This is a genomic window from Streptomyces sp. SAI-170, from assembly GCF_049739565.1.
Taxonomy (GTDB): Bacteria; Actinomycetota; Actinomycetes; order Streptomycetales; family Streptomycetaceae; genus Streptomyces.
The window spans coordinates 1,635,154-1,656,997 of the sequence record NZ_JBMGQD010000001.1; the positions used below are offsets into that span (position 1 = coordinate 1,635,154).

Genomic DNA, 21,844 nt, shown 5'->3' on the forward strand with positions numbered 1-21,844 from the left:
ACCCCCGTGACATTCAGTTCGTAGTACGAACTATATTCGGGGGTGCGCCTGCTTGTAAACCACGTACGCCTCGGCGGCCCCACCCGCACGGGGTGGAGCCGCCTGGCGCGCTACCGCGTCGCCGTCAGGGCCGTCGCCGGGGCCTGGGCGTACCCGGTGGGGCGGGCCGTGAAGGTGCCGCGGCCCTGGGTGCGGCCCCGGAGGCGGCCGGCGTAGCCGAATAGTTCGGCCAGGGGCACCGTGGCGGTGACGAGCGCGGTACCGGTGCGCGTGGTCGAGCCGGTGACGCGGCCGCGGCGTGCGGCGAGGTCGCCGAGGACCCCGCCGACGGCGTCCTCGGGCACGGTGACGGTCACCTCGGCGACCGGCTCCAGCAGGACCATCCCGCAGGCGCGCAGGGCCTCGCGCAGACCCAGGCGGCCCGCCGTACGGAACGCCGTCTCCGAGGAGTCCTTCACATGGGTCGCCCCGTCGGTGAGGGTGACCCGCAGCCCGGTCACCTGGTGCCCGCCGAGCGGCCCTTCGGCGAGGGCGTCCCGGCAGCCGGCCTCCACGGCACGGACGTACTCCTGCGGGACACGGCCGCCCACGACGGCCGAGCGGAACTCGAAGCCGGGGCCCGGCAGGGGCTCGACGTCCAGGACGACATGGGCGAACTGGCCCGCCCCGCCGTCCTGTTTGACGTGCCGGAACACCACACCGGACACCCCGCGCACGACCGTCTCGCGGTAACTCACCCTCGGGCGGCCCACGGTGACCTCCAGGTCCAGTTCGCGGCGCATCTTCTCCACCGCGACCTCCAGATGCAGCTCTCCCATGCCCGACAGCACCGTCTGGCCGGTCTCCGCGTCGGTGCGCACCCGCAGCGACGGGTCCTCCTCGGCGAGCCGGGCCAGCGCGGACGCCAGCCGGCCCGTGTCCCGGGAGGTGCGGGCCTCCACGGCCACGGAGACGACCGGGTCGGCGACGCCGGGCGGCTCCAGGACGATCGGGTCGTCCGGCGCGCACAGGGTCGTGCCCGCACGGGCCGACTTCAGCCCGACGACGGCCACGATGTCACCGGCGACCGCACGCTCCAGCGGGGCGTGCCGGTCGGCCCGCACGCGCAGGATGCGGCCGATGCGCTCGGTGCGCCGCGCGCTCGCGTCCCACACCGCGTCCCCCTTCTCGATCGTGCCCGAGTACACCCGCAGGAACGTCAGCCGCCCGGTCGGCGTGGCCTGCACCTTGAACGCCAGCGCGGCCGCCGGTGCCGCCGGATCGGCCGGGCGCTGCCGCTCGACGCCCTCGTACTCGCCGCGCACCGGCGGCACGTCCAGCGGGGACGGCAGATACGCCACGACGGCGTCCAGCAGCGGCTCGATCCCGCGGTTGCGGTAGGCCGAGCCGCACAGCACCACCACGCCGTCGCCGCTGCGCGTCAGGTCGCGCAGGGCGGCCGTCAGGGTCGGCGCGGACAGGGTCTCCCGGCCGCAGAACTCCTCCAGCGCGGCCGGGTGGCGCTCCGCCACAGCCTCCTCCAGCAGCCGCCGACGCCGTAGGGCCTCGTCGTACAGGTCCTGCGGCACCGTGCCCTCCTCGGGCGCCTCGGCGCCGTCGGGCCAGACCAGCGCGCGCATCCCGACCAGGTCGACGACGCCGGTGAAGCTCTGCTCGCTGCCGATGGGCAACTGCACCACCAGCGGCGCGGGATGCAGCCGCTCCCGGATGGAGGCGACGGCCCGGTCGAGGTCGGCGCCCGCGCGGTCCAGCTTGTTGACGAAGGCGATCCTCGGCACACCGTGCCGCTCGGCCTGCCGCCACACCGACTCGCTCTGCGGCTCGACGCCCGCCACCGCGTCGAACACGGCGACCGCGCCGTCCAGGACGCGCAGCGAGCGCTCCACCTCGTCGGCGAAGTCGACGTGGCCGGGGGTGTCGATCAGGTTGAGCCGGTGTCCCGCCCAGGTGCAGCTGACGGCCGCGGCGAAGATGGTGATGCCCCGGTCGCGCTCCTGCGGGTCGAAGTCGGTGACGGTGGTGCCGTCGTGGACCTCACCGCGTTTGTGGGTGGTGCCGGTGGCGTACAGGACGCGTTCGGTGACGGTGGTCTTGCCGGCGTCGACATGGGCGAGGATGCCCAGGTTGCGGACGGTGGCGAGAGAGTTGGTGACGTTGGTGGTCACGGCCGTTGCCTTTCGGGAACTGCTGGAAAAGGGCGGCGCGATTCACCGTGACGGGACGTCAGGATGCTTGATGCACAGGGGTGTTAGTCGTCACGGCGTCCGGTGCCGGCCGCGCAGCGGGCACCGGGCGGACGAGGACACCAGGATCACCTCGGACCGGGAGCGGGGAACGACGACAGCGGTGCGGTCACGCACGGCCCGGCTCCCCTCGCTCGACATGGTCACGCGCCGCCGGTGATGCGGCGGCGCGCGGTGATGTGGTGATCGTAGGGAAGCGGGGCGGGCGCGGGCACGTGGTTTTTCACCGCATGGACGTCATACGGTGCTCAGGTCGGGCGCGTAGAAACGCCGGCGCACGCGCCTCAGCCAGGCCTCGGCCGCGGCCTCGTCGGGCTGCGCGGGCAGGGCGCTGGGCGTCTCGGCGAAGGCCGCCTCGAAGTGGCTCAGCAGCGGTGTGGCCGCCTCGGGGTCGGCGGCGACCTGTTCGCCGAAGCGGTGGTAGGCCTCCGGGTCCTCGACCCGGACGGTCAGCGCGCCCGTCCGGTACAGCTCGTAGCCCTGTTCGCACAGCCGCTTGAGATGGCGGGCGTGCTTGGCGGTCCGTCTGCGGGTGTCGGCGGAGAAGGAGCCGTCGCCTCGGCCGAGGAGCCTGCGGAACTGCTGGGTGGCGTAGCCGAGGTAGGCGTCGCGGACGCGGCCCGCGCTGAGGAAGGAGGCGCGGATGCCGATCAGCTCGTCGCCGAGCGGGGTGCGCACCTCGTACAACTCGTCGGGCAGCCAGACGAGTTCCATGACGGTCGGGTTGCCGCCGAGGGCGAGGCGGCACCATTTGGCGGCCTCGTGCAGGGTGCGGTCGGGGGAGGTGGTGACGTGCGACTCCTTCGGGGTGCGCAGGCCGTGCAGCTCCTCGGTGGGCGCCGCGAACAGGCCGAGCCGGTCCACGTCGGAGCCCTCGTGGGCGAGGCCGTACGCGGTGGAGCCGACGACGCCGGACAGCAGGATGTTGGTGACGGTCATGGCAGGCCCCCGGGTGATGGTGCGGAGCAGCCATGATGACCTGCGGGCGAGAGCAGGGGCCTGGGATTTTCGGATGGCCGGATCGCGTCGCCGGTCATCTTTCGGGTGGCCAGATCGTGTTGCCGGTCACCTTTCGGGTGGCCGGATACCGTCGCCGTTCGCCGAGCGTTCACGGCGACCTCATGCCGAGGTCTTCAGAACCCGCCCGGGGCCCCACTAGCGTCCAGGCGTCGCCACACCCGACCCGACGAGTGAGGTTGCGATGTCTCTCGGACACTACTTCGCCGGCCTGGCCCTGCTGCCGGTGCTCGCGCTGCCCGCGACCGCGCATGCCGCGGAGCAGGTGCCGCCGCAGAAGACGCACTTCGACCTCCAGGCGCACCGCGGCGGCATCGGCATGACGACCGAGTCGTCCCTGGAGGGCTTCGCGAAGGCGCTGCGGCTCGGCGTCTCCACGCTGGAGCTGGACACCCAGATCACCCGCGACCGCAGGGTCGTCGTCACCCATGACCGGCAGGTCAGCGCCGCCAAGTGCAGGGACACCGCGCCGGTCGTGCCGGGCGACCCGCTGTACCCGTACGTCGGCAAGTACATCAAGGATCTCACCCTGGCCCAGATCAGGACCATGGACTGCGGCTACCAGCAGCTGCCCGGCTTCCCCGAGCAGGAGCAGGTCAGAGGCCTGCGGATGGTGGAACTGAAGGACGTACTGGGCCTGGTCAAGCGCTACAAGGCCCGGCAGGTCACCTTGAACGTCGAGACGAAGGTCGAGGCGGGTGCGCCCGAACAGACCGCCCCGCGCGAGCTGTTCGTACGCCGCGTGTACGAGGAGATCCACGCGTCCGGCATCGAGGACCAGGTCACCGTCCAGTCCTTCGACTGGGGCGCGCTGAAGGCCATGCACGAACTCGCCCCGCGCTGGCCGCTGGTGGCACTGACGAACTACGACTTCCTCCAGGTCGGCAAACCCGGCAGGAGCCCCTGGCTCGGCGGCATCGACGCCGACGACTACGACGGCGACTTCGTGAGGGCCGCCGCCACGATCCCCGGCCTGCGGGCCCTGTCCCCCAACTACGGCTTCCCGCAGAACGGCAAGATCGGCGACCCCGGCTTCCGCCTCTACCCCGACCGCACGATGATCACCGAGGCCCACGCCCGCGGCCTGAAGGTCGTCCCCTGGACCTGCGACCACCCGGCGACGGTGGAGGCCCTGATCGACCTCGGCGTGGACGGCATCATCACGAACTATCCCAACCGGGTCCGTCAGATCATGGCCGAGCGGGGGATGCGGCTGCCCAAGGCGTACGGGCCTCGTTGACCCGCACGGCCCGGGCATACGCGCAGGGCCGGTCGGGAGCGATCCCGACCGGCCCTGCGTCGATGGTGTCCGAGGGGGGACTTGAACCCCCACGCCCGATAAAGGGCACTAGCACCTCAAGCTAGCGCGTCTGCCATTCCGCCACCCGGACAAGGTGTCTGTCGCCTTGCGCGGGGCGTTCCCCGCGGCGACATGGACAACAATACCAAGGATTTGGAGTGCCTCTCACCTGCATATCCGCACGTCGGCGGGGTGCGGGGCGCCTCCGTACGCTCCGAGCGCGGATCTTCACCGGCAGTGACCGAAGATCATCCCTCGGCGCCGCTCTCCCAGGTCAGGAGCCGAAGGGCACGCAGCAGCGCGGCGGCCGTCTCCTCGCCGAGCGGCGCGAGGAAGCGCCGCTCGGCCGCGCATCGGGCGGCGTCCGCGCGCGCGAGGCACTCCCGGCCGGCCGGGGTCAGCCGGACGACGTTCTTACGACGGTCCAGGGCGCTGCGCCGCCGCTCCACCAGCCCGTGATCCTCGAGCCCGTCGATCAGGGCGGACATCGTCGACCGGTCGACCCCGACCCGGCCGGCCGCCTCCCCCTGCGACAGCGCATCGTCCCCAGCCAGCACCCCCAGCACGGCGACCTCATGCGCGTCCACGCCGAACGGCACCAACGCCTCCGCCGACACCCTGGCCAGTCTCACCTGGGCCTGCCTCAACAACGGCCCGAGCCGGGGCTCCACGCACTCGGTTCCCTGCGGATCGACCATGTGTGGAATGTAGCGGCCCGGGGCTGAAGGTGTGGGAGTTGTGGAGGCTCGCGCCCCGCACCTCACGGCATCAGCTGCCGGTCCGGGAAGTTTCCCGGCAGCCGCTCCCCCGCCGGGCCGCGGGTCACGGCCCGGACCAGCAGTTCGCCGCCGACGAAGGCGCCGCGCCAGGACGCCCCGTGGCCGCCGAACAGCTCGTCGCGGTCGCCGCGGGAGCGGGGCGTGCCGTGGCCGACCTTGAAGGCGCGGATCTGCGGCGCGAGTCGGTCGAAGACGGCCCGGTCGTCGGTGGACAGGGTGGCGACCAGAGCGCCGCCCGACGCGTTCATCGCGGCCAGCAGCTCGGCCTCGGTGTCGACCAGGACGATGGTGTCGACCGGCCCGAAGGGTTCCGCGTGGTGCAGTGGGGACGACGGCGGCGGCCCCAGCAGCGTGACCGGCTGGACGTAGGCGGAGGTGTCCTGGCCGGGCAGGAAGCGGGTCTCGTCGGCCTTGCCCCGGTAGAGCGGGACGGCGCCTCGTGAGACCGCCTCGGCGACCTGGTCTCCGAGTTCCTTCGCCTTGGCCGCGTTGATGAGCGGCCCGAAGTCCAGGTCCGGGTAGGGGTCGTCGGGGTGTTCCACGGCGAGCGGGTGTCCGACCCTGAGGGTGCGTACCGCCGGCAGGTACGCCGCCAGGAACTCGTCGAACAGCTCACGCTGGACGACGAACCGCGGATAGGCCGTGCAGCGCTGCTTGCCGTAGTCGAAGAGCTTGGGGATCACCGCCGTGAGCGCGTCCCAGTCCGTGTGGTTCCAGATGCCCCAGGTGTTGAGTCCTTCCTGTTCGAGTACATGCCGCTTGCCGAGGTCGGCGACGGCCGTGGCCACCGCGGCGCCGGTGTCGCGGCCGCCGACGAAGGAGACACAGCCGATCTCGGGCGCGCGCACCAGCGCCTCCGACAGCTCGCCTCCGCTGCCGCTGACGAGGGTGACGGGTATCCCCTCGCGCGCGGCGAGCGCACAGGCCAGGGTCAGACAGGCGACACCGCCGTCGGTCGGGGTCTTGGCGATGACCGCGTTGCCTGCCAGTGCCTGTACCAGCAATGCGTGAACGAGCACGCTCATCGGATAGTTCCAGCTCGCGATGTTCGACACCGGCCCGTCGAGCGGGGCCCGCCCCTCGACCATCTCCTCGATGCCGTCGACGTACCAGCGCACACCGTCGACGGCCCGGTCGACATCGGCCCGCGCGAGCCGCCAGGGCTTGCCGATCTCCCAGACGAGCAGCAGTGCGAGCAGTTCGCGGTGTTCGGTGAGCGCGTCCAGTGTGGCCGCGACCCGGGCGCGGCGCTCCTGGAGCGGGACATGCCGCCAGGCCCGGTGCTGGTCGAGCGAGGCGCGGACGGCCTGCCGGGCGATGCCCCGGTCGAGGAGGGGCGGTCCGGCGACGGGACTGCCGTCGACCGGCGTCACGGCGGGCAGCACCCGCCCGTCCGCCTGCCACATGGCGTTCCAGAGATTGAGGACACGGTCGTCCCGGAAGGCCTCCGGCGCGACGGCGAGACAGCGCTGCCACGCGTCGGCCCAGGAGGTACCGGACTTGAGGGTGCGGATGGCTGCCATGGCCGGCCCCTCTCACACCGCGCCGTCGAGCACAGCCCGTACGAGCCGCGCGGTCTCCGTCGGTGTCCGCCCGACCCGCACGCCCGCCGCCTCCAGCGCCTCCTTCTTGGCCCGGGCGGTGCCGGAGGACCCGGACACGATGGCGCCCGCGTGCCCCATGGTCCTGCCCTCGGGCGCGGTGAAGCCGGCGATGTAGCCGACGACCGGCTTGGTGACGTGGTCGCGGATGTGGGCGGCGGCCCGTTCCTCAGCGTCGCCGCCGATCTCGCCGATGAGGACGACGAGTTCGGTGTCCGGGTCCTCCTCGAACGCGGCGAGGCAGTCGATGTGGGTGGTCCCGACGACCGGGTCCCCGCCGATGCCGACGCAGGTGGAGAAGCCGGTGTCGCGCAGCTCGTACATCAACTGGTACGTCAGCGTGCCCGACTTGGACACCAGCCCGATGCGCCCGGGCTTGGCGATGTCGGCGGGGATGATGCCCGCGTTCGACCGGCCGGGGGTGATCAGCCCCGGGCAGTTGGGGCCGATGACGCGGGTGCCGCGGGCCTTGGCGTACGAGGTGAAGGCGACGGAGTCGTGGACGGGGATGCCTTCGGTGATGACGACGGCGAGTTTGATGCCGGCGTCGGCGGCTTCGGTGACGGCGGCCTTCGCGAAGGCGGGCGGCACGAACACGACGGTCGCATCGGCGCCGGTCGCCTCCATGCCCGCGGCGACCGAGCCGAAGACGGGGACGGCACGGCCGTCGAAGTCGACGGTGCGGCCCGCCTTGCGGGGGTTGACGCCGCCGACGACGTTCGTGCCGGCCGCGAGCATGCGGCGGGTGTGCTTCATGCCCTCGCCGCCGGTCATGCCCTGGACGAGGACCTTGCTGTCCTCGGTGAGAAAGATGGCCATGGTGTCCGGTCCTCTCAGGCTGCGGTGGCGAGTTCGGCGGCACGGCGTGCGGCGCCGTCCATGGTGGTGGCCTGTTCGACCAGCGGGTGGGCGTGCGCGTCGAGGATGGCGCGCCCGCGGGCGGCGTTGTTGCCGTCGAGCCGCACGACGAGCGGTTTCGTCAGCCGTACGCTGTCCAGGGCCTGGACGATGCCGTCCGCGACCGCGTCGCAGGCGGTGATGCCGCCGAAGACGTTGACGAAGACCGACTTCACGGCCGGGTCGGAGAGGATGACGGTGAGGCCGTCGGCCATGATCCGGGCGGAGGCGCCGCCGCCTATGTCCAGGAAGTTGGCGGGGCGGGCGCCGCAGCCCGCGACGACGTCGAGGGTCGACATGACGAGTCCGGCGCCGTTGCCGATGATGCCGACCTCGCCGTCCAGCTTGACGTAGTTGAGGCCCTTGGCGGCGGCCGCGGCCTCCAGCGGATCGTCGTGCGCGGCGGCCTGCTCGCCCCAACGCGCCTGCCGGAAGACGGCGTTGTCGTCGAGCGTGACCTTGCCGTCGAGGGCGAGGATGCGGCCGTCCGTGGTGCGCACGAGCGGGTTGACCTCGACGAGGAGCGCGTCCTCGCGGACCAGCACCTCCCACAGCCGTACCAGCACGTCCACACTCTGCGGCGGCAGCCCGGCCGCCTCGGCGATCCGGCCGGCCTTGGCCGAGGTGACGCCCTCGGCGGGGTCGACGGGGATGCGGGCGACGGCCTCCGGCCTGCTCGCCGCGACCTCTTCGATGTCCATGCCGCCCTCCGCGGAGGCGATGGCGAGGAAGCGGCCGGCCGCGCGGTCGAGGACGTAGGAGACGTAGAACTCGCGCTCGATGTCCACGGGTTGGGCCAGCATGACCGTGCCGACCCGGTGTCCCTTGATGTCCATGCCGAGGACCTGCCGGGCGGTGAGTTCGGCGGCGGCCGGGTCGGCGGCGAGCTTCACCCCGCCCGCCTTGCCGCGTCCGCCGGTCTTCACCTGCGCTTTGACGACGACCCGGCCGCCGAGTGCGCGGGCGATCTCGCGGGCCTTCTTGGGTGAGTCGGTCACTTCTGCCTCTCGGCACCAAGATGCCGTGTTCCTCGAAGAGTTCCCTTGCCTGGTGCTCGTACAGGTCCATTCCGGCTCCTGACTGAAAAGTGCCGCACGCCCCCTGGACACCACCCACCGGATGCGGGATAACAAGCTTCATACAGTATTCGTCGACTGTATGCAATGCACGAAGTGCGTTCCCACCCCCTACGAAGGGACAAGGACCTCGCCATGCCCGACGACACCCAGGACGTGATCTCCGGTGGTCACCTCGTTGCCAAGGCGCTGAAGGCCGAGGGCGTCGACCGCATCTACACGCTGTGCGGCGGCCACATCATCGACATCTACGACGGCTGCGTCGACGAGGGCATCGAGGTCGTCGACGTACGCCATGAACAGGTCGCCGCCCACGCCGCCGACGGCTACGCGCGCATCACCGGCAGGCCCGGCTGCGCCGTCGTCACCGCCGGCCCCGGCACCACCGACGCCGTCACCGGTGTGGCCAACGCCTTCCGGGCGGAGTCACCGATGCTGCTCATCGGCGGCCAAGGGGCCCTCACCCAGCACAAGATGGGCTCCCTCCAGGACCTGCCGCACGTCGACATGATGACGCCGATCACCAAGTTCGCCGCGACCGTCCCGGACACGGCCCGCGCCGCGGACCTGGTGTCCATGGCGTTCCGCGAGTGCTACCACGGCGCGCCCGGCCCCTCCTTCCTGGAGATCCCGCGCGACGTCCTCGACGCCAAGGTCCCGGCGGACAGGGCGCGCGTGCCCCGGCCCGGTGCCTACCGCGCCTCCACCCGCTCGGCCGGCGACCCGGAGGCGGTGGAGAAGCTGGCCGACCTCCTGGTCCACGCCGAGAAGCCCGCGATCCTGCTGGGCAGCCAGGTGTGGACGACCCGCGCCACCGAGGCGGCCGTCGAGCTGGTGCGCACGCTCAACATCCCCGCGTACATGAACGGCGCGGGACGCGGCACCCTCCCGCCCGGCGACCCCCACCACTTCCAGCTCTCCCGGCGCTACGCCTTCTCCAACGCCGATGTCATCGTGATCGTCGGCACCCCCTTCGACTTCCGCATGGGCTACGGCAAGCGGCTCTCCCCCGACGCCACGGTCGTCCAGATCGACCTGGACTACCGCACCGTCGGCAAGAACCGCGACATCGACCTCGGCATCGTCGGCGACGCCTCCCTCGTGCTTAAGTCCGTCACCGACGCCGCCTCCGGACGCCTCAACGGCGCCGCGTCCCGGCGCAAGGAGTGGCTCGACGAGCTGCGCGCCGCCGAACAGACCGCGCTGGACAAGCGGTTGCCGCAGCTCAGGTCGGACGCCTCCCCCATCCATCCGTACCGCCTGGTCGGCGAGATCAACGACTTCCTCACCGAGGACTCCATCTACATCGGCGACGGCGGCGACATCGTCACCTTCTCCGGGCAGGTCGTCCAGCCCAAGTCGCCGGGCCACTGGATGGACCCGGGCCCGCTCGGCACCCTCGGCGTCGGCATCCCCTTCGTGCTGGCCGCCAAGCAGGCGCGGCCCGACAAGGAGGTCGTCGCCCTCTTCGGCGACGGGGCGTTCTCCCTCACCGGCTGGGACTTCGAGACCCTCGTGCGCTACGACCTCCCCTTCGTCGGCATCGTCGGCAACAACTCCTCCATGAACCAGATCCGCTACGGCCAGGCCGCCAAGTACGGCAAGGAACGCGAGCGGGTCGGCAACACCCTCGGCGACGTCGCCTACGACAAGTTCGCGCAGATGCTGGGCGGTTACGGCGAGGAGGTGCGCGATCCCGCCGACATCGGCCCCGCGCTGCGGCGCGCCCGTGAGTCGGGCAAGCCGTCGCTGATCAACGTCTGGGTCGACCCGGACGCGTACGCCCCCGGAACCATGAACCAGACGATGTACAAGTGAGGTGGCCGCCATGACTGGTACGCCGACCAAAGCTCTCCAAGGCATCCGCGTCCTGGACATGACCCACGTCCAGTCCGGGCCCTCCGCGACTCAGCTGCTCGCCTGGCTGGGCGCTGACGTCATCAAGCTGGAGGCCCCGACCGGCGACATCACGCGCAAGCAGTTGCGCGACATCCCGGACGTCGACTCCCTCTACTTCACCATGCTCAACTGCAACAAGCGCAGCATCACCCTCAACACCAAGACCGAGCGCGGCAAGGAGATCCTCACCGAGCTGATCCGGCGCTGCGACGTCATGGTCGAGAACTTCGGACCGGGCGCGGTCGACCGTATGGGCTTCACCTGGGACCGCATCCAGGAGATCAATCCGCGGATCGTCTATGCCTCCATCAAGGGGTTCGGGGACGGCCCGTACACCGACTTCAAGGCGTACGAGGTGGTCGCGCAGGCCATGGGCGGGTCCATGGCGACCACGGGTTTCGAGGACGGGCCGCCGCTGGCGACGGGGGCCCAGATCGGGGACTCGGGGACGGGTGTGCACGCCGTGGCGGGGATCCTCGCGGCTCTTTTCCAGCGCGAGAACACCGGGCGTGGGCAGCGGGTCAACGTGGCCATGCAGCACGCTGTACTCAACCTGTGCCGGGTGAAGCTGCGGGACCAGCAGCGCCTGGCACACGGGCCGCTCGCTGAATATCCCAACGACGACTTCGGAGCTGAGGTTCCCCGCTCGGGAAACGCGTCCGGCGGCGGCCAGCCGGGTTGGGCGGTCCGGTGCGCGCCGGGCGGCCCGAACGACTACGTGTACGTCATCGTGCAGCCCGTCGGCTGGCAGCCGCTCAGCGAGCTCATCGGCCGGCCCGAGCTGGCCGACGACCCCGAGTGGGCGACGCCCGAGGCCCGGCTGCCCAAGCTGGGCAAGATGTTCCAGCTGATCGAGGAGTGGTCCTCGACCCTGCCCAAGTGGGAGGTGCTGGAGAAGCTCAACGCCCACAACATCCCGTGCGGGCCGATCCTGTCCACCAAGGAGATCATCGAGGACACCTCGCTGGCCGCCAACGAGATGGTCGTGCGCGTCCCGCACCCGCAGCGCGGCGAGTTCGTGACCGTCGGCAGCCCGCTGAAGCTGTCCGACTCCCCCGTCGAGGTGAGCACTTCACCGCTGCTCGGCGAGCACAACGAAGAGGTGTACATCGGCGAGCTGGGCCTCGGCGACGAGGAACTGCGCCTGCTGAAGTCGAACGGGGTGATCTGAGGTGATGGCCGAGGACCGCGAGGTCAGGGTGCGCGCGCTGCTGGACGCCGTGCGCGCCGAGGGCCGCTTCGCGCTCACCGCGCCGGAGGGCCAGGTGATCGCCGACGCGTACGGGATCGCCGTACCGGGCGAGGAACTGGCTCGGGACGTCGACGAGGCGGTGGCGTGCGCCGCGCGCTTCGGCGGGCCGGTCGTGATGAAGATCGTCTCGCCGGACATCCTGCACAAGACCGACGCCGGAGGTGTGGTCGTCGGGGTCGAGGGGGCGGCGGACGTACGGGCCGCGTTCCACCGGATCGTCGACAACGCGCGCGCCTACGACGCGGACGCGCGCATCGACGGCGTACAGGTGCAGGAACTGCTGCCGCAGGGGCAGGAGGTGATCGTCGGCGCGGTGACGGACCCGACGTTCGGGAAGGTCGTCGCCTTCGGGCTGGGCGGCGTGCTCGTGGAGGTCCTCAAGGACGTGACGTTCCGGCTCGCACCCGTGGACGCCGACGAGGCGCTGTCCATGCTGGACTCGATCCGGTCGGCGGAGATCCTGCACGGGGTGCGCGGCGCGGCGGCCGTGGACCGGTGGGCGATCGCCGAGCAGATCCGCCGGGTCTCCCAACTCGTCGCGGACTTCCCCGAGATCGCCGAGGTCGACCTCAACCCGGTGATCGCCGGCCCGCAGGGCGCGGTCGCCGCCGACATCCGCGTGATCCTCTCCGAGTCACCGCCGACGCCACGCCGCCGCTACACGCGCGAGGAGATCCTCACCTCCATGCGCCGGCTGATGCAGCCGAGAGCGGTCGCCGTGATCGGCGCGTCCAACGAGCAGGGCAAGATCGGCAATTCGGTGATGCGCAACCTCGTCGACGGCGGCTTCGCCGGGGACATCCATCCGGTGAACCCCAAGGCCGATGACATTCTGGGCCGCAAGGCGTACAAGAGTGTCACGGACGTTCCCGGTGAGGTGGATGTGGCGGTCTTCGCGATCCCCGCCAAGTTCGTGGCGGCGGCCCTGGAGGAGGTGGGGCGCAAGAGGATCCCCAACGCCGTGCTCATCCCGTCCGGGTTCGCGGAGACAGGCGAGCACGCGCTCCAGGCGGAGATCGTGGCCATCGCCGAACGGCACGGCATCCGTCTGCTCGGCCCGAACATCTACGGCTACTACTCCACCTGGCAGGACCTGTGCGCCACGTTCTGCACGCCGTACGACGTCAAGGGCGGGGTGGCGCTCACCTCGCAGTCGGGCGGCATCGGCATGGCCATCCTGGGCTTCGCGCGGACCACGAAGACGGGCGTGTCGGCGATCGTGGGCCTCGGCAACAAGTCGGACCTGGACGAGGACGACCTGCTGACCTGGTTCGGCGAGGACCCGAACACCGACTGCATCGCGATGCACCTGGAGGACCTCAAGGACGGCCGGGCCTTCGTCGAGGCCGCGCGGGCGACCGTACCGAAGAAGCCGGTCGTGGTCCTCAAGGCGGGCCGTACGGCGGCCGGGGCGAAGGCGGCCGGGTCGCACACGGGGGCGCTGGCCGGCGACGACGCCGTGTACGACGACATCCTCCGGCAGGCCGGGGTCATCCGGGCGCCCGGGCTGCAGGACATGCTCGAGTACGCGCGCGCGTTGCCGGTGCTTCCGCCGCCCCAGGGCGACAACGTCGTGATCATCACGGGCGCCGGCGGCAGCGGCGTGCTGCTCTCGGACGCGGTCACCGACAACGGCCTGTCGCTGATGGAGATCCCGCCGGACCTGGACGCGGCGTTCCGCGCGTTCATCCCGCCGTTCGGGGCCGCCGGCAACCCGGTGGACATCACCGGTGGCGAGCCGCCGTCGACGTACGAGGCGACGATCCGGCTGGGCCTTCAGGACCCGCGCGTCCACGCGCTGGTGCTGGGCTACTGGCACACCATCGTCACTCCCCCGATGGTCTTCGCGGAGCTCACCGCGCGCGTGGTCGAGGAGTTCCGCAGGCGCGGGATCGAGAAGCCGGTCGTGGCGTCGCTGGCCGGGGACGTCGAGGTGGAGGAGGCGTGCCAGTACCTCTTCGAGCGGGGGGTCGTGGCGTACCCGTACACGACCGAGCGGCCGGTGGCGGTGCTCGGCGCGAAGTACCGCTGGGCACGGGCGGCGGGTCTGTTGGGGGGCGGTTCATGAGGTGAGTGAGCACGGGGCCGGCCGACGGTGCGCGTCGGCCGGCCCCGGGACCCGTGCGCGCACGAAACGCATTGGACAGGGGGCGCTGGCCAGAGCTTTCGAACGCTAGGGGTGCTGACGACATGACAACCACCGACCTCTCCACGTCCGTCCCCTACAGGGAGGTGACGGACCGCAACGGGCGCGTGTACCGCGTCGGCGAGTCGGACATCGACCTCATGGGCCGCGCGCGCAAGTGGATGGTCATCCTGCCCTGGGTGGGCATGATGGGCATCAGCTCCGCCGAGTACGCGTTCACCTCGGCGGAGGACACGCTCCACGAGGCGCATCTGTGGAGCAGCGGACACATCTTCTGGCTGATGGGCGTCTGGGTGTTCTTCCAGGCGGCCGTGGCCTTCCCGGCGGGGCAGCTGCGGGAGAGCGGCCGGCTGCCCGCCCGTACGGCGATGCTGATCGGCGCGGTCGGCACGCTGCTCGGCTATCTGTCGCTCGCGTACGCGCCGCATGTCACCGTCGCCTACCTCGGCTTCGGGATGTGCAGCGGCATCGGCGCCGGCCTGGTGTACGCGACGTGCGTGAACATGGTCGGCAAGTGGTATCCGGAGCGCAAGGGCGGCAAGACCGGCTTCGTCAACGGCGGCTTCGCCTACGGCTCCGTGCCGTTCGTGTTCCTGTTCACCTCGTACATGGATCTGTCCAACTACCAGACCGTGCTGGCCTCGGTGGGTGTCGGGCTGTGCGTGATGGTGGCGAGCGCCGGCTGGTTCTTCAAGGACCCGCCGAAGAACTGGTGGCCGCCGCACGTCGACCCGCTGCGGCAGACCGACGACCCGAAGATCCGGCGGGCGCTGGAGAAGAACCCGCCGGCCGTGAAGCAGTACAGCCCGAAGGAGGCCGCCCGTACCCCTGTTCTGTGGATGATGTGGTTCTGTCTGCTGTGCACGGCCGGGATCAATATCTTCGGCATCGCCTTCCAGGTCCCCTTCGGCAAGGACATGGGCTTCGCCGGGGGGATCGTGGCGACGGCGATGTCGCTGAAGGCGATCGTCAACGGCACGGGCCGCGGGGTCATCGGCTGGATCTCGGACCGCTACGGCCGCCGCAACACGCTGATCATCGTCTGTATCGTGCTGGGCAGCGCGCAGTTCGGGGTGCTGATCTCCGGTCAGATGGGCAGCATGCCGTTCTTCCTGTTCTGCTCCATGGTCTCCGGCTTCGGCGGCGGCGCGATCTTCCCGCTGTTCGCGGCCATGACGGCGGACTACTTCGGGGAGAACAACAACGCCACCAACTACGGCATGGTCTACAGCTCGAAGCTGATCTCGGGGCTGCTCGGCTCAGGGATGGGCTCGATCGTGGTCGCCGCCTGGGACTACGAGGGGGCGTTCGTGCTGGCGGGCTGCATCGGGCTCGCGTCCGCGGTGCTCGCGCTGTTCCTGAAGGCGCCGGGCAGGCCGCAGTCGCGGCGGCGGATCGTGCCCAACCCTCAGCCGCTGGGTGAGGAAATGGCATGACGTGACTGTCGTGACCGGTGACATATGAGGAGGCCCTCCCCCGCGGCGGGGAGGGCCTCCTCATGCGCACGGGCCGCCGTCAGTGGCCGAACGCCGCGTCGAACGACGCCGACGGCGGCTCGAAGTCGTAGGCCCTGAGGCGGGTGAGGGCCTCGGGGGCGCCCTGGAGGCGGTCCATGCCGGCGTCCTCCCACTCGACGGAGACCGGGCCGGTGTAGCCGATCGAGCGGAGCATGCGGAAGACGTCCTCCCAGAGCACGTCGCCGTGCCCGGCGGAGACGAAGTCCCAGCCGCGGCGCGGGTCGCCCCAGGGCAGGTGGGAGCCGAGCCGGCCGTTACGTCCGTCGAGGCGCTTGCGGGCCTCCTTGCAGTCGACGTGGTAGATCCGGTCGCGGAAGTCCCAGAGGAAGCCGACCGGGTCGAGGTCCTGCCAGACGAAATGGGAGGGGTCGAAGTTGAGGCCGAAGGCCGGGCGACGGCCGACCGCCTCCAGGGCCCGCTGTGTGGTCCAGTAGTCGTAGGCGATCTCGCCGGGGTGGACCTCGTGGGCGAAGCGGACGCCCTCGGCGTCGAAGACGTCCAGGATCGGGTTCCAGCGGGCGGCGAAGTCCTCGTAGCCGCGCTCGATCATCGCCTCGGGGGCGGGCGGGAACATCGCGACCAGGTGCCAGATGGCGGAGCCGGTGAAGCCGACGACGGTGTCGACGCCGAACGCGGCCGCGGCGCGGGCGGTGTCCTTCATCCGGGCGGCGGCGCGCTGCCGTACGCCCTCGGGGTCGCCGTCGCCCCACACGGCGGGCGGCAGGATGCCCTGGTGGCGTTCGTCGATGACGGCGTCGCAGACGGCCTGCCCGACGAGGTGGTTGGAGATCGCCCGGCACTTCAGGCCGTACTTGCGGAGCAGTTGGTGGCGCGAGGTGAGGTACGTGGGGTCGGTGAGGGCCTTGTCGACCTCGAAGTGGTCGCCCCAGCAGGCGAGTTCGAGGCCGTCGTAGCCGAAGTCGCGGGCGAGTCGGCAGACCTCCTCCAGGGGCAGGTCGGCCCACTGGCCGGTGAAGAGGGTGAAGGTGCGCGGCATCCTCGGGGCTCCTTCAGTCCGCGACGGGGGTGTATATGGGGGTGTAGACGGAGTTCTTCTGGGCGCTCTCCTCCACGGCCGCCAGCACGCGCTGGACCTGGAGTCCGTCGGCGAAGGAGGGCTCGGGGCGGCGGCCCTGCGCGATGGCGTGGACGAGGTCGCGGGCCTGGTGGACGAAGGTGTGCTCATAGCCGAGGCCGTGACCGGGCGGCCACCAGGCGTCCAGGTACGGGTGGTCGGGTTCGGTGACGAGGACTCGGCGGAAGCCGGCCTCGGAGGGCGGCTGGGTGCCGTCGAAGTACTGGAGCTCGTTGAGGCGTTCCAGGTCGAAGGCCAGCGAGCCGCGCTCGCCGTTCAGTTCCACGCGCAGGGCGTTCTTGCGGCCGGTGGCGTACCGGGTGGCCTCGAAGGAGGCGAGGGCGCCGGAGGCGAAGCGGCCGGTGAACAGGGCTGCGTCGTCTACGGTGACTGTGCCGGTGCCGGTGCCGGTGCCCGTGCCGGGGCCGGCGGCCGTGCTGGGGCCGGTGCCCGCGTCCGTGCCCGTGCCCGTGCCGAGGCCGGTGTCCGTGCCAAGGCCGACGACCGCGCCGGGGTCGGCGGCCGTGCCGAGGCCGGAGCCCGTGACCGTCCCGGGGCCGGCGGCCGTGACTGTGCCGGTGCCGGTGCCGCTCACCCTGCCGGCAGCCGACACGGCGCTGAGGCCACCGCCGGTGCCGGTGCCCGGTCCGCCGCCGCTGCCGACGGGCAGGGGCCGTTCACGGACGAAGGTCTCCGTCAGCGCGGACACCCCCGTCAGCGGCTCGCCCGCCAGATGCTGGGCGAGGTCGACGGCGTGGGCGCCCAGGTCGCCCAGGGCGCCGGACCCCGCCCGCTCTCTGCGCAGCCGCCAGGTCAGCGGGAACTCCGGGTCGGCCAGCCAGTCCTGGAGGTACGTCACCCGGATGTGCCGCAGCGCTCCGAGGCGGCCTTCGCCGACCATCCGCCGGGCCAGGGCGAGGGCGGGCACCCGGCGGTAGTTGAAGCCGACCATCGCCAACTTGCCGTGGGCGTAGGCCTCTTCGGCTGCGCGGGCCATCGCCTCGGCCTCTTCCACCGTATTCGCCAGAGGCTTCTCGCACAGCACGTGCTTGCCCGCGGCGAGCGCGGCGAGGGCGATCTCGGCGTGGCTGTCGCCGGGGGTGCAGATGTCGACGAGGTCGATGTCGTCGCGGGCGATCAGGGCGCGCCAGTCGGTCTCCGCGCGGGCCCAGCCGTGCCGGTCGGCCGCGGCGCGCACGGCGTCGGGGTCCCGGCCGCAGATCGCGGCGAGGACCGGGCGCAGCGGCAGGTCGAAGACATGGCCCGCGGTGCGCCAAGCCTGGGAGTGGGCGGCGCCCATGAAGGCATGACCGACCATGCCGATCCGCAGCGGGGGCTTCCCGGACGCCGGTGCCGCTTCCTCTGGCTGATCCATACGGTGCTCCTCCTCAGGTCCGTGGCCGGTGGGGTGGGGGCGCCTCACTGGAAGCCGGTGGGCAGATACCGGCCGACGTTGTCCTTGTCGACGACGGCCGAGTAGAGGGTGATCGACGCCGGGATCTCGAACTCGGCGAGGCCGCCGACGCCCTTGCCCTGGCCGAGGGCGCGGGCGAGGTCGATGGCGGAGGCTGCCATGGTCGGCGGGTAGAGCACGGTCGCCTTCAGGACGCCGTCGTCGCGGTCGATGGCCTGGAAGGCGGAGAGGGCGCCGGCGCCGCCGACCATGAGGAAGTCGTCGCGTCCGGCCTGTTCGATGGCGCGCAGGGCGCCCACGCCCTGGTCGTCGTCGTGGTTCCACAGGGCGTCGAACGCCCCCTGGGCCTGGAGGAGCTGGGCCATCTTGGCCTGGCCGGACTCCACGGTGAACTCGGCCGCCTGGCGGGCGACTTTCCTGATGTTGGGGTAGTTCTTCAGGGCGTCGTCGAAGCCCTGAGTGCGCTGCTTGGTGAGCTCCAGGTTGTCCAGGCCCGCGAGTTCGACGACGCGGGCGTCGGGCTTGTCCTTGAGCTTCTCGCCGATGTAGTGCCCGGCGTTGAGGCCCATGCCGTAGTTGTCGCCGCCGATCCAGCAGCGGTAGGCCTGCGGGGTGTTGAAGACGCGGTCGAGGTTGACCACGGGGATGCCGGCCCGCATGGCCTTGAGGCCGACCTGGGTGAGGGCCTTGCCGTCGGCGGGCAGCACGACCAGCACGTCGACCTTCTTGTTGATCAGCGTCTCGATCTGGCCGATCTGGGCGGCGGTGTCGTTGGAGCCCTCGGTGAGCTCCAGGGTGACGTCGGAGTACTTCTCGGCGCGTTCGCGCGCGTTGACGTTGATCGCGTTGAGCCAGCCGTGGTCGGCCTGGGGGCCTGCGAAGCCGATGGTGACCGGCGTGCCGGGCGTGTCGGAGGCGGCGGGCCGGTTGTCGGCCGCCTCGTCGCCCTGGGGTTCGTTGCTGGTGCAGCCCGTGAGGAGGGCACCGGCGGAGACGGCGGCGGCCCCGAAAAGCAGTCCTCTGCGGCTGGTGTTCTCGGTCATGGCGGTGGACCCTTTCCTCAGGTCGTGCTCGCGGTACGGCGCTGGACCAGCACGGCGGCGACGATGATCGCGCCCTTGGCGATCTGCTGGACGTCGCTCTGCAGGTTGTTCAGGGCGAAGAGGTTGGTGATCGTGGTGAAGATCAGGACGCCGAGCACGGAGCCGGTGATGGTGCCGCGGCCCCCGCTGAGCAGGGTTCCGCCGATGATCGCGGCGGCGATGGCGTCGAGCTCGTAGAGGCTGCCGTTGGTGTTCTGGCCCGAGCCGGACAACACGATCAGCAGGAAGGCGGCGATGCCGCAGCACAGCCCGGACAGCAGGTAGAGGTAGAGCCGCTGGCGGCGTACGTCGATGCCGGCGAGCCGGGCGGCCTCGGCGTTGCCGCCGACGGCGACGGTGCGGCGCCCGAAGGTGGTGCGGTTCAACAGCAGCCAGCCTGCGAGCGTGACGGCGGCGAAGACCAGCACCAGCGGGGGGACGCCGAGGACGTAGGCGTCGCGTTCGCCGAGGTCGAGGACGCCGTCGACGGTGACGATCTGCGTGCGGCCGTCGGTGATCTGCAGGGCGAGGCCGCGGGCCGAGGCCAGCATGGCGAGCGTGGCGATGAACGGGACCATGCCGCCGTACGCGACAAGAAGGCCGTTGACCAGTCCGCAGCCGACCCCGACGACCACCGCGGTGAAGAGGATGCCGGTGAAGCCGTACTCCTGGGTGGCGACGGTGGTGGCCCATACGGAGGCGAGGGCGACGATCGCGCCGACGGACAGGTCGATGCCGCCGGAGGTGATCACGAAGGTCATGCCGACGGTGACCACGCCGATCACGGAGGCCTGGGTGAGGACGAGTTGGAGGTTGCGGGTGTCGAGGAACTCCTCCGGCCTCGTGACGCCGCCGATGACGACGAGCGCGGCGAGCACGCCGAGCAGGGACAGCGTGCGGACGTCGGCGCGGAACAGCAGGCGGGGCCAGGAGGTGTCGGGGCCGGCCGGGGCCGTCTTGCCGGTGCCGCCCCGGGGCGGGGAGACGTGCTGTGTCATGTCGTCCGGCTTCCTTCCATGACCAGGTCGAGTACGCGGTGTTCGTCGAGTTCGCGGGCGGGCGCGGTGTGCACGACCCGGCCTTCGCGGAGCACCAGGACGCGGTCGGCGAGCCCGAGCACCTCGGGCACCTCGCTGGAGACCAGCAGGACGGCGAGGCCTTCGTCGGCGAGGCGCCGGACGACCGCGTACAGCTCGGCGCGGGCGCCGACGTCGACACCCCGGGTGGGTTCGTCGAGCAGCAGGACCCGGCAGCCGCGCAGCAGCCAGCGGGCGAGGACGGCCTTCTGCTGGTTGCCGCCGGACAGCGTGCGCACGGGCGCGGAGGGGTTGTCGGGGCGCAGCGACAGCTCCCGGGTGGCGGCCCTTGCCGCTCTCTCCTCGGCCCGGCGGTCGATCCAACCTGCCTGTGAGAAGCGGGACATGGAGGAGAGCGACACATTGCGGGTCACGGATTCCAGCGTCAGAAGGGCCTGCGCCTTGCGCTCCTCGGGAGCGAGCCCGAGTCCGGCACGTACGGCGGCACGGACGCTGCCGGGCTTCAACGGGCGTCCGTCGACGCTGACTTGTCCTGCGGTGGGCTTGCGGGCGCCGTAGACGGTCTCCAGGATCTCGGAGCGGCCCGAGCCGACCAGTCCGGCGAGTCCGACGATCTCGCCGGGGTGGACCTCCAGGTCGAGGGGCTCGAACTCCCCGGCGCGGGCGAGCCCTCGGACCGTGAGCACCGGCGTGCCCCGCGGCCCGGCCGCGGCGGGCCGGTCGGGAAAGACGTACTCCACGTTCCGCCCGGTCATCAGCGCCACCACCTCACGGGCCGGGGTGGTCTTCGCGGGCAGTCCGCCGGCGACCGCGCGCCCGTCCTTGAGCACGGTCACCCGGTCGCCGATGCGGCGGATCTCCTCCAGGCGGTGGGAGATGTGGACGACGGCCACGCCGTCGGCCGTGAGGTCGCCGACGATCCGGAAGAGGTTGGCGACCTCGTCGGGGTCGAGAGCGGCGGTCGGCTCGTCCATCACGATGAGCCGTACGTCGTGGGACAACGCCCGCGCCATGGAGACGATCTGCCGCTGGGCGGCGGACAACTCGCCCACGGGTCGGGACGGGTCGATCTCGGCGTGGCCGAGTCGCTCGAGCAGGGCGGCGGTCGACTCCCTCTCGGCCCTTCGGCGTACGACGAACCCGGCGGCCGTGGGTTCATGGCCGAGGTGGACGTTCTCGGCCACCGACAGGTGCTCCACCAGGTCGAGTTCCTGGTAGATGGTGGCGATGCCGAGGCGCATGGCGGCGCTGGGCGAGCGGAGGGTGACCGCCTCGCCGCGCCAGCGGATGGTGCCGGTGTCGGGCTGGTGGGCGCCGGCCAGGACCTTGATGAGGGTGGACTTTCCGGCCCCGTTCTGGCCGAGCAGACAGTGGATCTCACCGGCCTGGACGTCGAGGTCGACGCCGTCCAGGGCCCGGACTCCGGGGAAGGACTTGGTGATGCCGGACATGCTGAGCAGCGGTGGTGGTGATGCCATGCGGTTTCCCCTCGCGGGCGGACGGGGCCGA

15 protein-coding genes, 1 tRNA gene and 1 pseudogene are annotated in these 21,844 nt (G+C 71.4%); 5 read left to right on the forward strand and 12 right to left on the reverse strand.

The window, feature by feature from the left end:
• Nucleotides 1-110: 110 nt before the first annotated feature.
• On the reverse strand, nt 111-2,165 hold the full coding sequence (gene fusA / locus RKD23_RS07520) for an elongation factor G (protein WP_424852939.1): 2,055 nt from the start codon (nt 2,163-2,165) through the stop codon (nt 111-113).
• A 315-nt stretch (nt 2,166-2,480) separates the two neighbouring features.
• Nucleotides 2,481-3,182: a nucleotidyltransferase domain-containing protein gene (locus RKD23_RS07525; RefSeq protein WP_424852940.1), complete on the reverse strand. Its 702-nt coding sequence runs from the start codon at nt 3,180-3,182 to the stop codon at nt 2,481-2,483.
• A 262-nt stretch (nt 3,183-3,444) separates the two neighbouring features.
• Here RKD23_RS07525 and RKD23_RS07530 point away from each other — a divergent pair, with 262 nt between their 5' ends.
• Nucleotides 3,445-4,500 carry a glycerophosphodiester phosphodiesterase family protein gene (locus tag RKD23_RS07530; protein ID WP_424852941.1) on the forward strand — a complete coding sequence of 352 codons (1,056 nt, stop codon included), beginning with the start codon at nt 3,445-3,447 and terminating at the stop codon, nt 4,498-4,500.
• 63 nt (nt 4,501-4,563) lie between these two features.
• Here the strand turns inward: RKD23_RS07530 and RKD23_RS07535 are convergent.
• From RKD23_RS07535 to sucC, 5 genes and pseudogenes are all read right to left on the reverse strand, one after another.
• Nucleotides 4,564-4,651, reverse strand: a tRNA-Leu gene (locus RKD23_RS07535).
• Between the two features lie 157 nt (nt 4,652-4,808).
• The gene (locus RKD23_RS07540; protein ID WP_424852942.1) at nt 4,809-5,258 is read right to left on the reverse strand and encodes a MarR family winged helix-turn-helix transcriptional regulator; all 450 of its coding nucleotides are present in this window, start codon (nt 5,256-5,258) and stop codon (nt 4,809-4,811) included.
• A gap of 62 nt (nt 5,259-5,320) precedes the next feature.
• On the reverse strand, nt 5,321-6,862 hold the full coding sequence (locus RKD23_RS07545) for an aldehyde dehydrogenase family protein (protein ID WP_424852943.1): 1,542 nt from the start codon (nt 6,860-6,862) through the stop codon (nt 5,321-5,323).
• A gap of 12 nt (nt 6,863-6,874) precedes the next feature.
• A complete protein-coding gene (sucD, locus tag RKD23_RS07550) occupies nt 6,875-7,759 on the reverse strand; it encodes a succinate--CoA ligase subunit alpha (RefSeq protein WP_424852944.1) in 885 nt (294 codons plus the stop codon).
• Between the two features lie 14 nt (nt 7,760-7,773).
• A pseudogene (sucC, locus tag RKD23_RS07555) lies at nt 7,774-8,905 on the reverse strand (ADP-forming succinate--CoA ligase subunit beta).
• 143 nt (nt 8,906-9,048) lie between these two features.
• On the opposite strand from sucC, the gene RKD23_RS07560 reads away from it, so the two are divergent.
• The 4 genes from RKD23_RS07560 (at nt 9,049) to RKD23_RS07575 (ending at nt 15,646) form a co-directional block, all read left to right on the forward strand.
• The gene (locus RKD23_RS07560) at nt 9,049-10,731 is read left to right on the forward strand and encodes a thiamine pyrophosphate-binding protein (protein WP_424852945.1); all 1,683 of its coding nucleotides are present in this window, start codon (nt 9,049-9,051) and stop codon (nt 10,729-10,731) included.
• Nucleotides 10,732-10,741: 10 nt separating this feature from the next.
• Nucleotides 10,742-11,983 carry a formyl-CoA transferase gene (gene frc, locus RKD23_RS07565; RefSeq protein ID WP_424852946.1) on the forward strand — a complete coding sequence of 414 codons (1,242 nt, stop codon included), beginning with the start codon at nt 10,742-10,744 and terminating at the stop codon, nt 11,981-11,983.
• A 4-nt stretch (nt 11,984-11,987) separates the two neighbouring features.
• The gene (locus RKD23_RS07570) at nt 11,988-14,132 is read left to right on the forward strand and encodes an acetate--CoA ligase family protein (protein WP_424852947.1); all 2,145 of its coding nucleotides are present in this window, start codon (nt 11,988-11,990) and stop codon (nt 14,130-14,132) included.
• A gap of 122 nt (nt 14,133-14,254) precedes the next feature.
• Complete coding sequence (locus RKD23_RS07575; RefSeq protein WP_424852948.1) at nt 14,255-15,646, forward strand: OFA family MFS transporter; 1,392 nt, start codon at nt 14,255-14,257, stop codon at nt 15,644-15,646.
• Between the two features lie 79 nt (nt 15,647-15,725).
• Here RKD23_RS07575 and RKD23_RS07580 read toward each other — a convergent pair whose 3' ends face one another.
• The 5 genes from RKD23_RS07580 to RKD23_RS07600 are packed head-to-tail and all read right to left on the reverse strand — an operon-like array spanning nt 15,726 to nt 21,813.
• Nucleotides 15,726-16,724: a sugar phosphate isomerase/epimerase family protein gene (locus RKD23_RS07580; protein WP_424852949.1), complete on the reverse strand. Its 999-nt coding sequence runs from the start codon at nt 16,722-16,724 to the stop codon at nt 15,726-15,728.
• A gap of 13 nt (nt 16,725-16,737) precedes the next feature.
• A complete protein-coding gene (locus tag RKD23_RS07585; RefSeq protein WP_424852950.1) occupies nt 16,738-18,177 on the reverse strand; it encodes a Gfo/Idh/MocA family protein in 1,440 nt (479 codons plus the stop codon).
• Between the two features lie 44 nt (nt 18,178-18,221).
• A complete protein-coding gene (locus RKD23_RS07590; RefSeq protein WP_424852951.1) occupies nt 18,222-19,259 on the reverse strand; it encodes a substrate-binding domain-containing protein in 1,038 nt (345 codons plus the stop codon).
• Nucleotides 19,260-19,276: 17 nt separating this feature from the next.
• Complete coding sequence (locus tag RKD23_RS07595) at nt 19,277-20,296, reverse strand: ABC transporter permease (protein ID WP_424852952.1); 1,020 nt, start codon at nt 20,294-20,296, stop codon at nt 19,277-19,279.
• Nucleotides 20,293-21,813 (reverse strand): sugar ABC transporter ATP-binding protein, encoded by a 1,521-nt coding sequence (locus RKD23_RS07600; RefSeq protein WP_424852953.1) that lies wholly within the window; start codon nt 21,811-21,813, stop codon nt 20,293-20,295. Before RKD23_RS07600 ends, RKD23_RS07595 begins: the two co-directional genes overlap by 4 nt.
• Between the last annotated feature and the right edge of the window lie 31 nt (nt 21,814-21,844).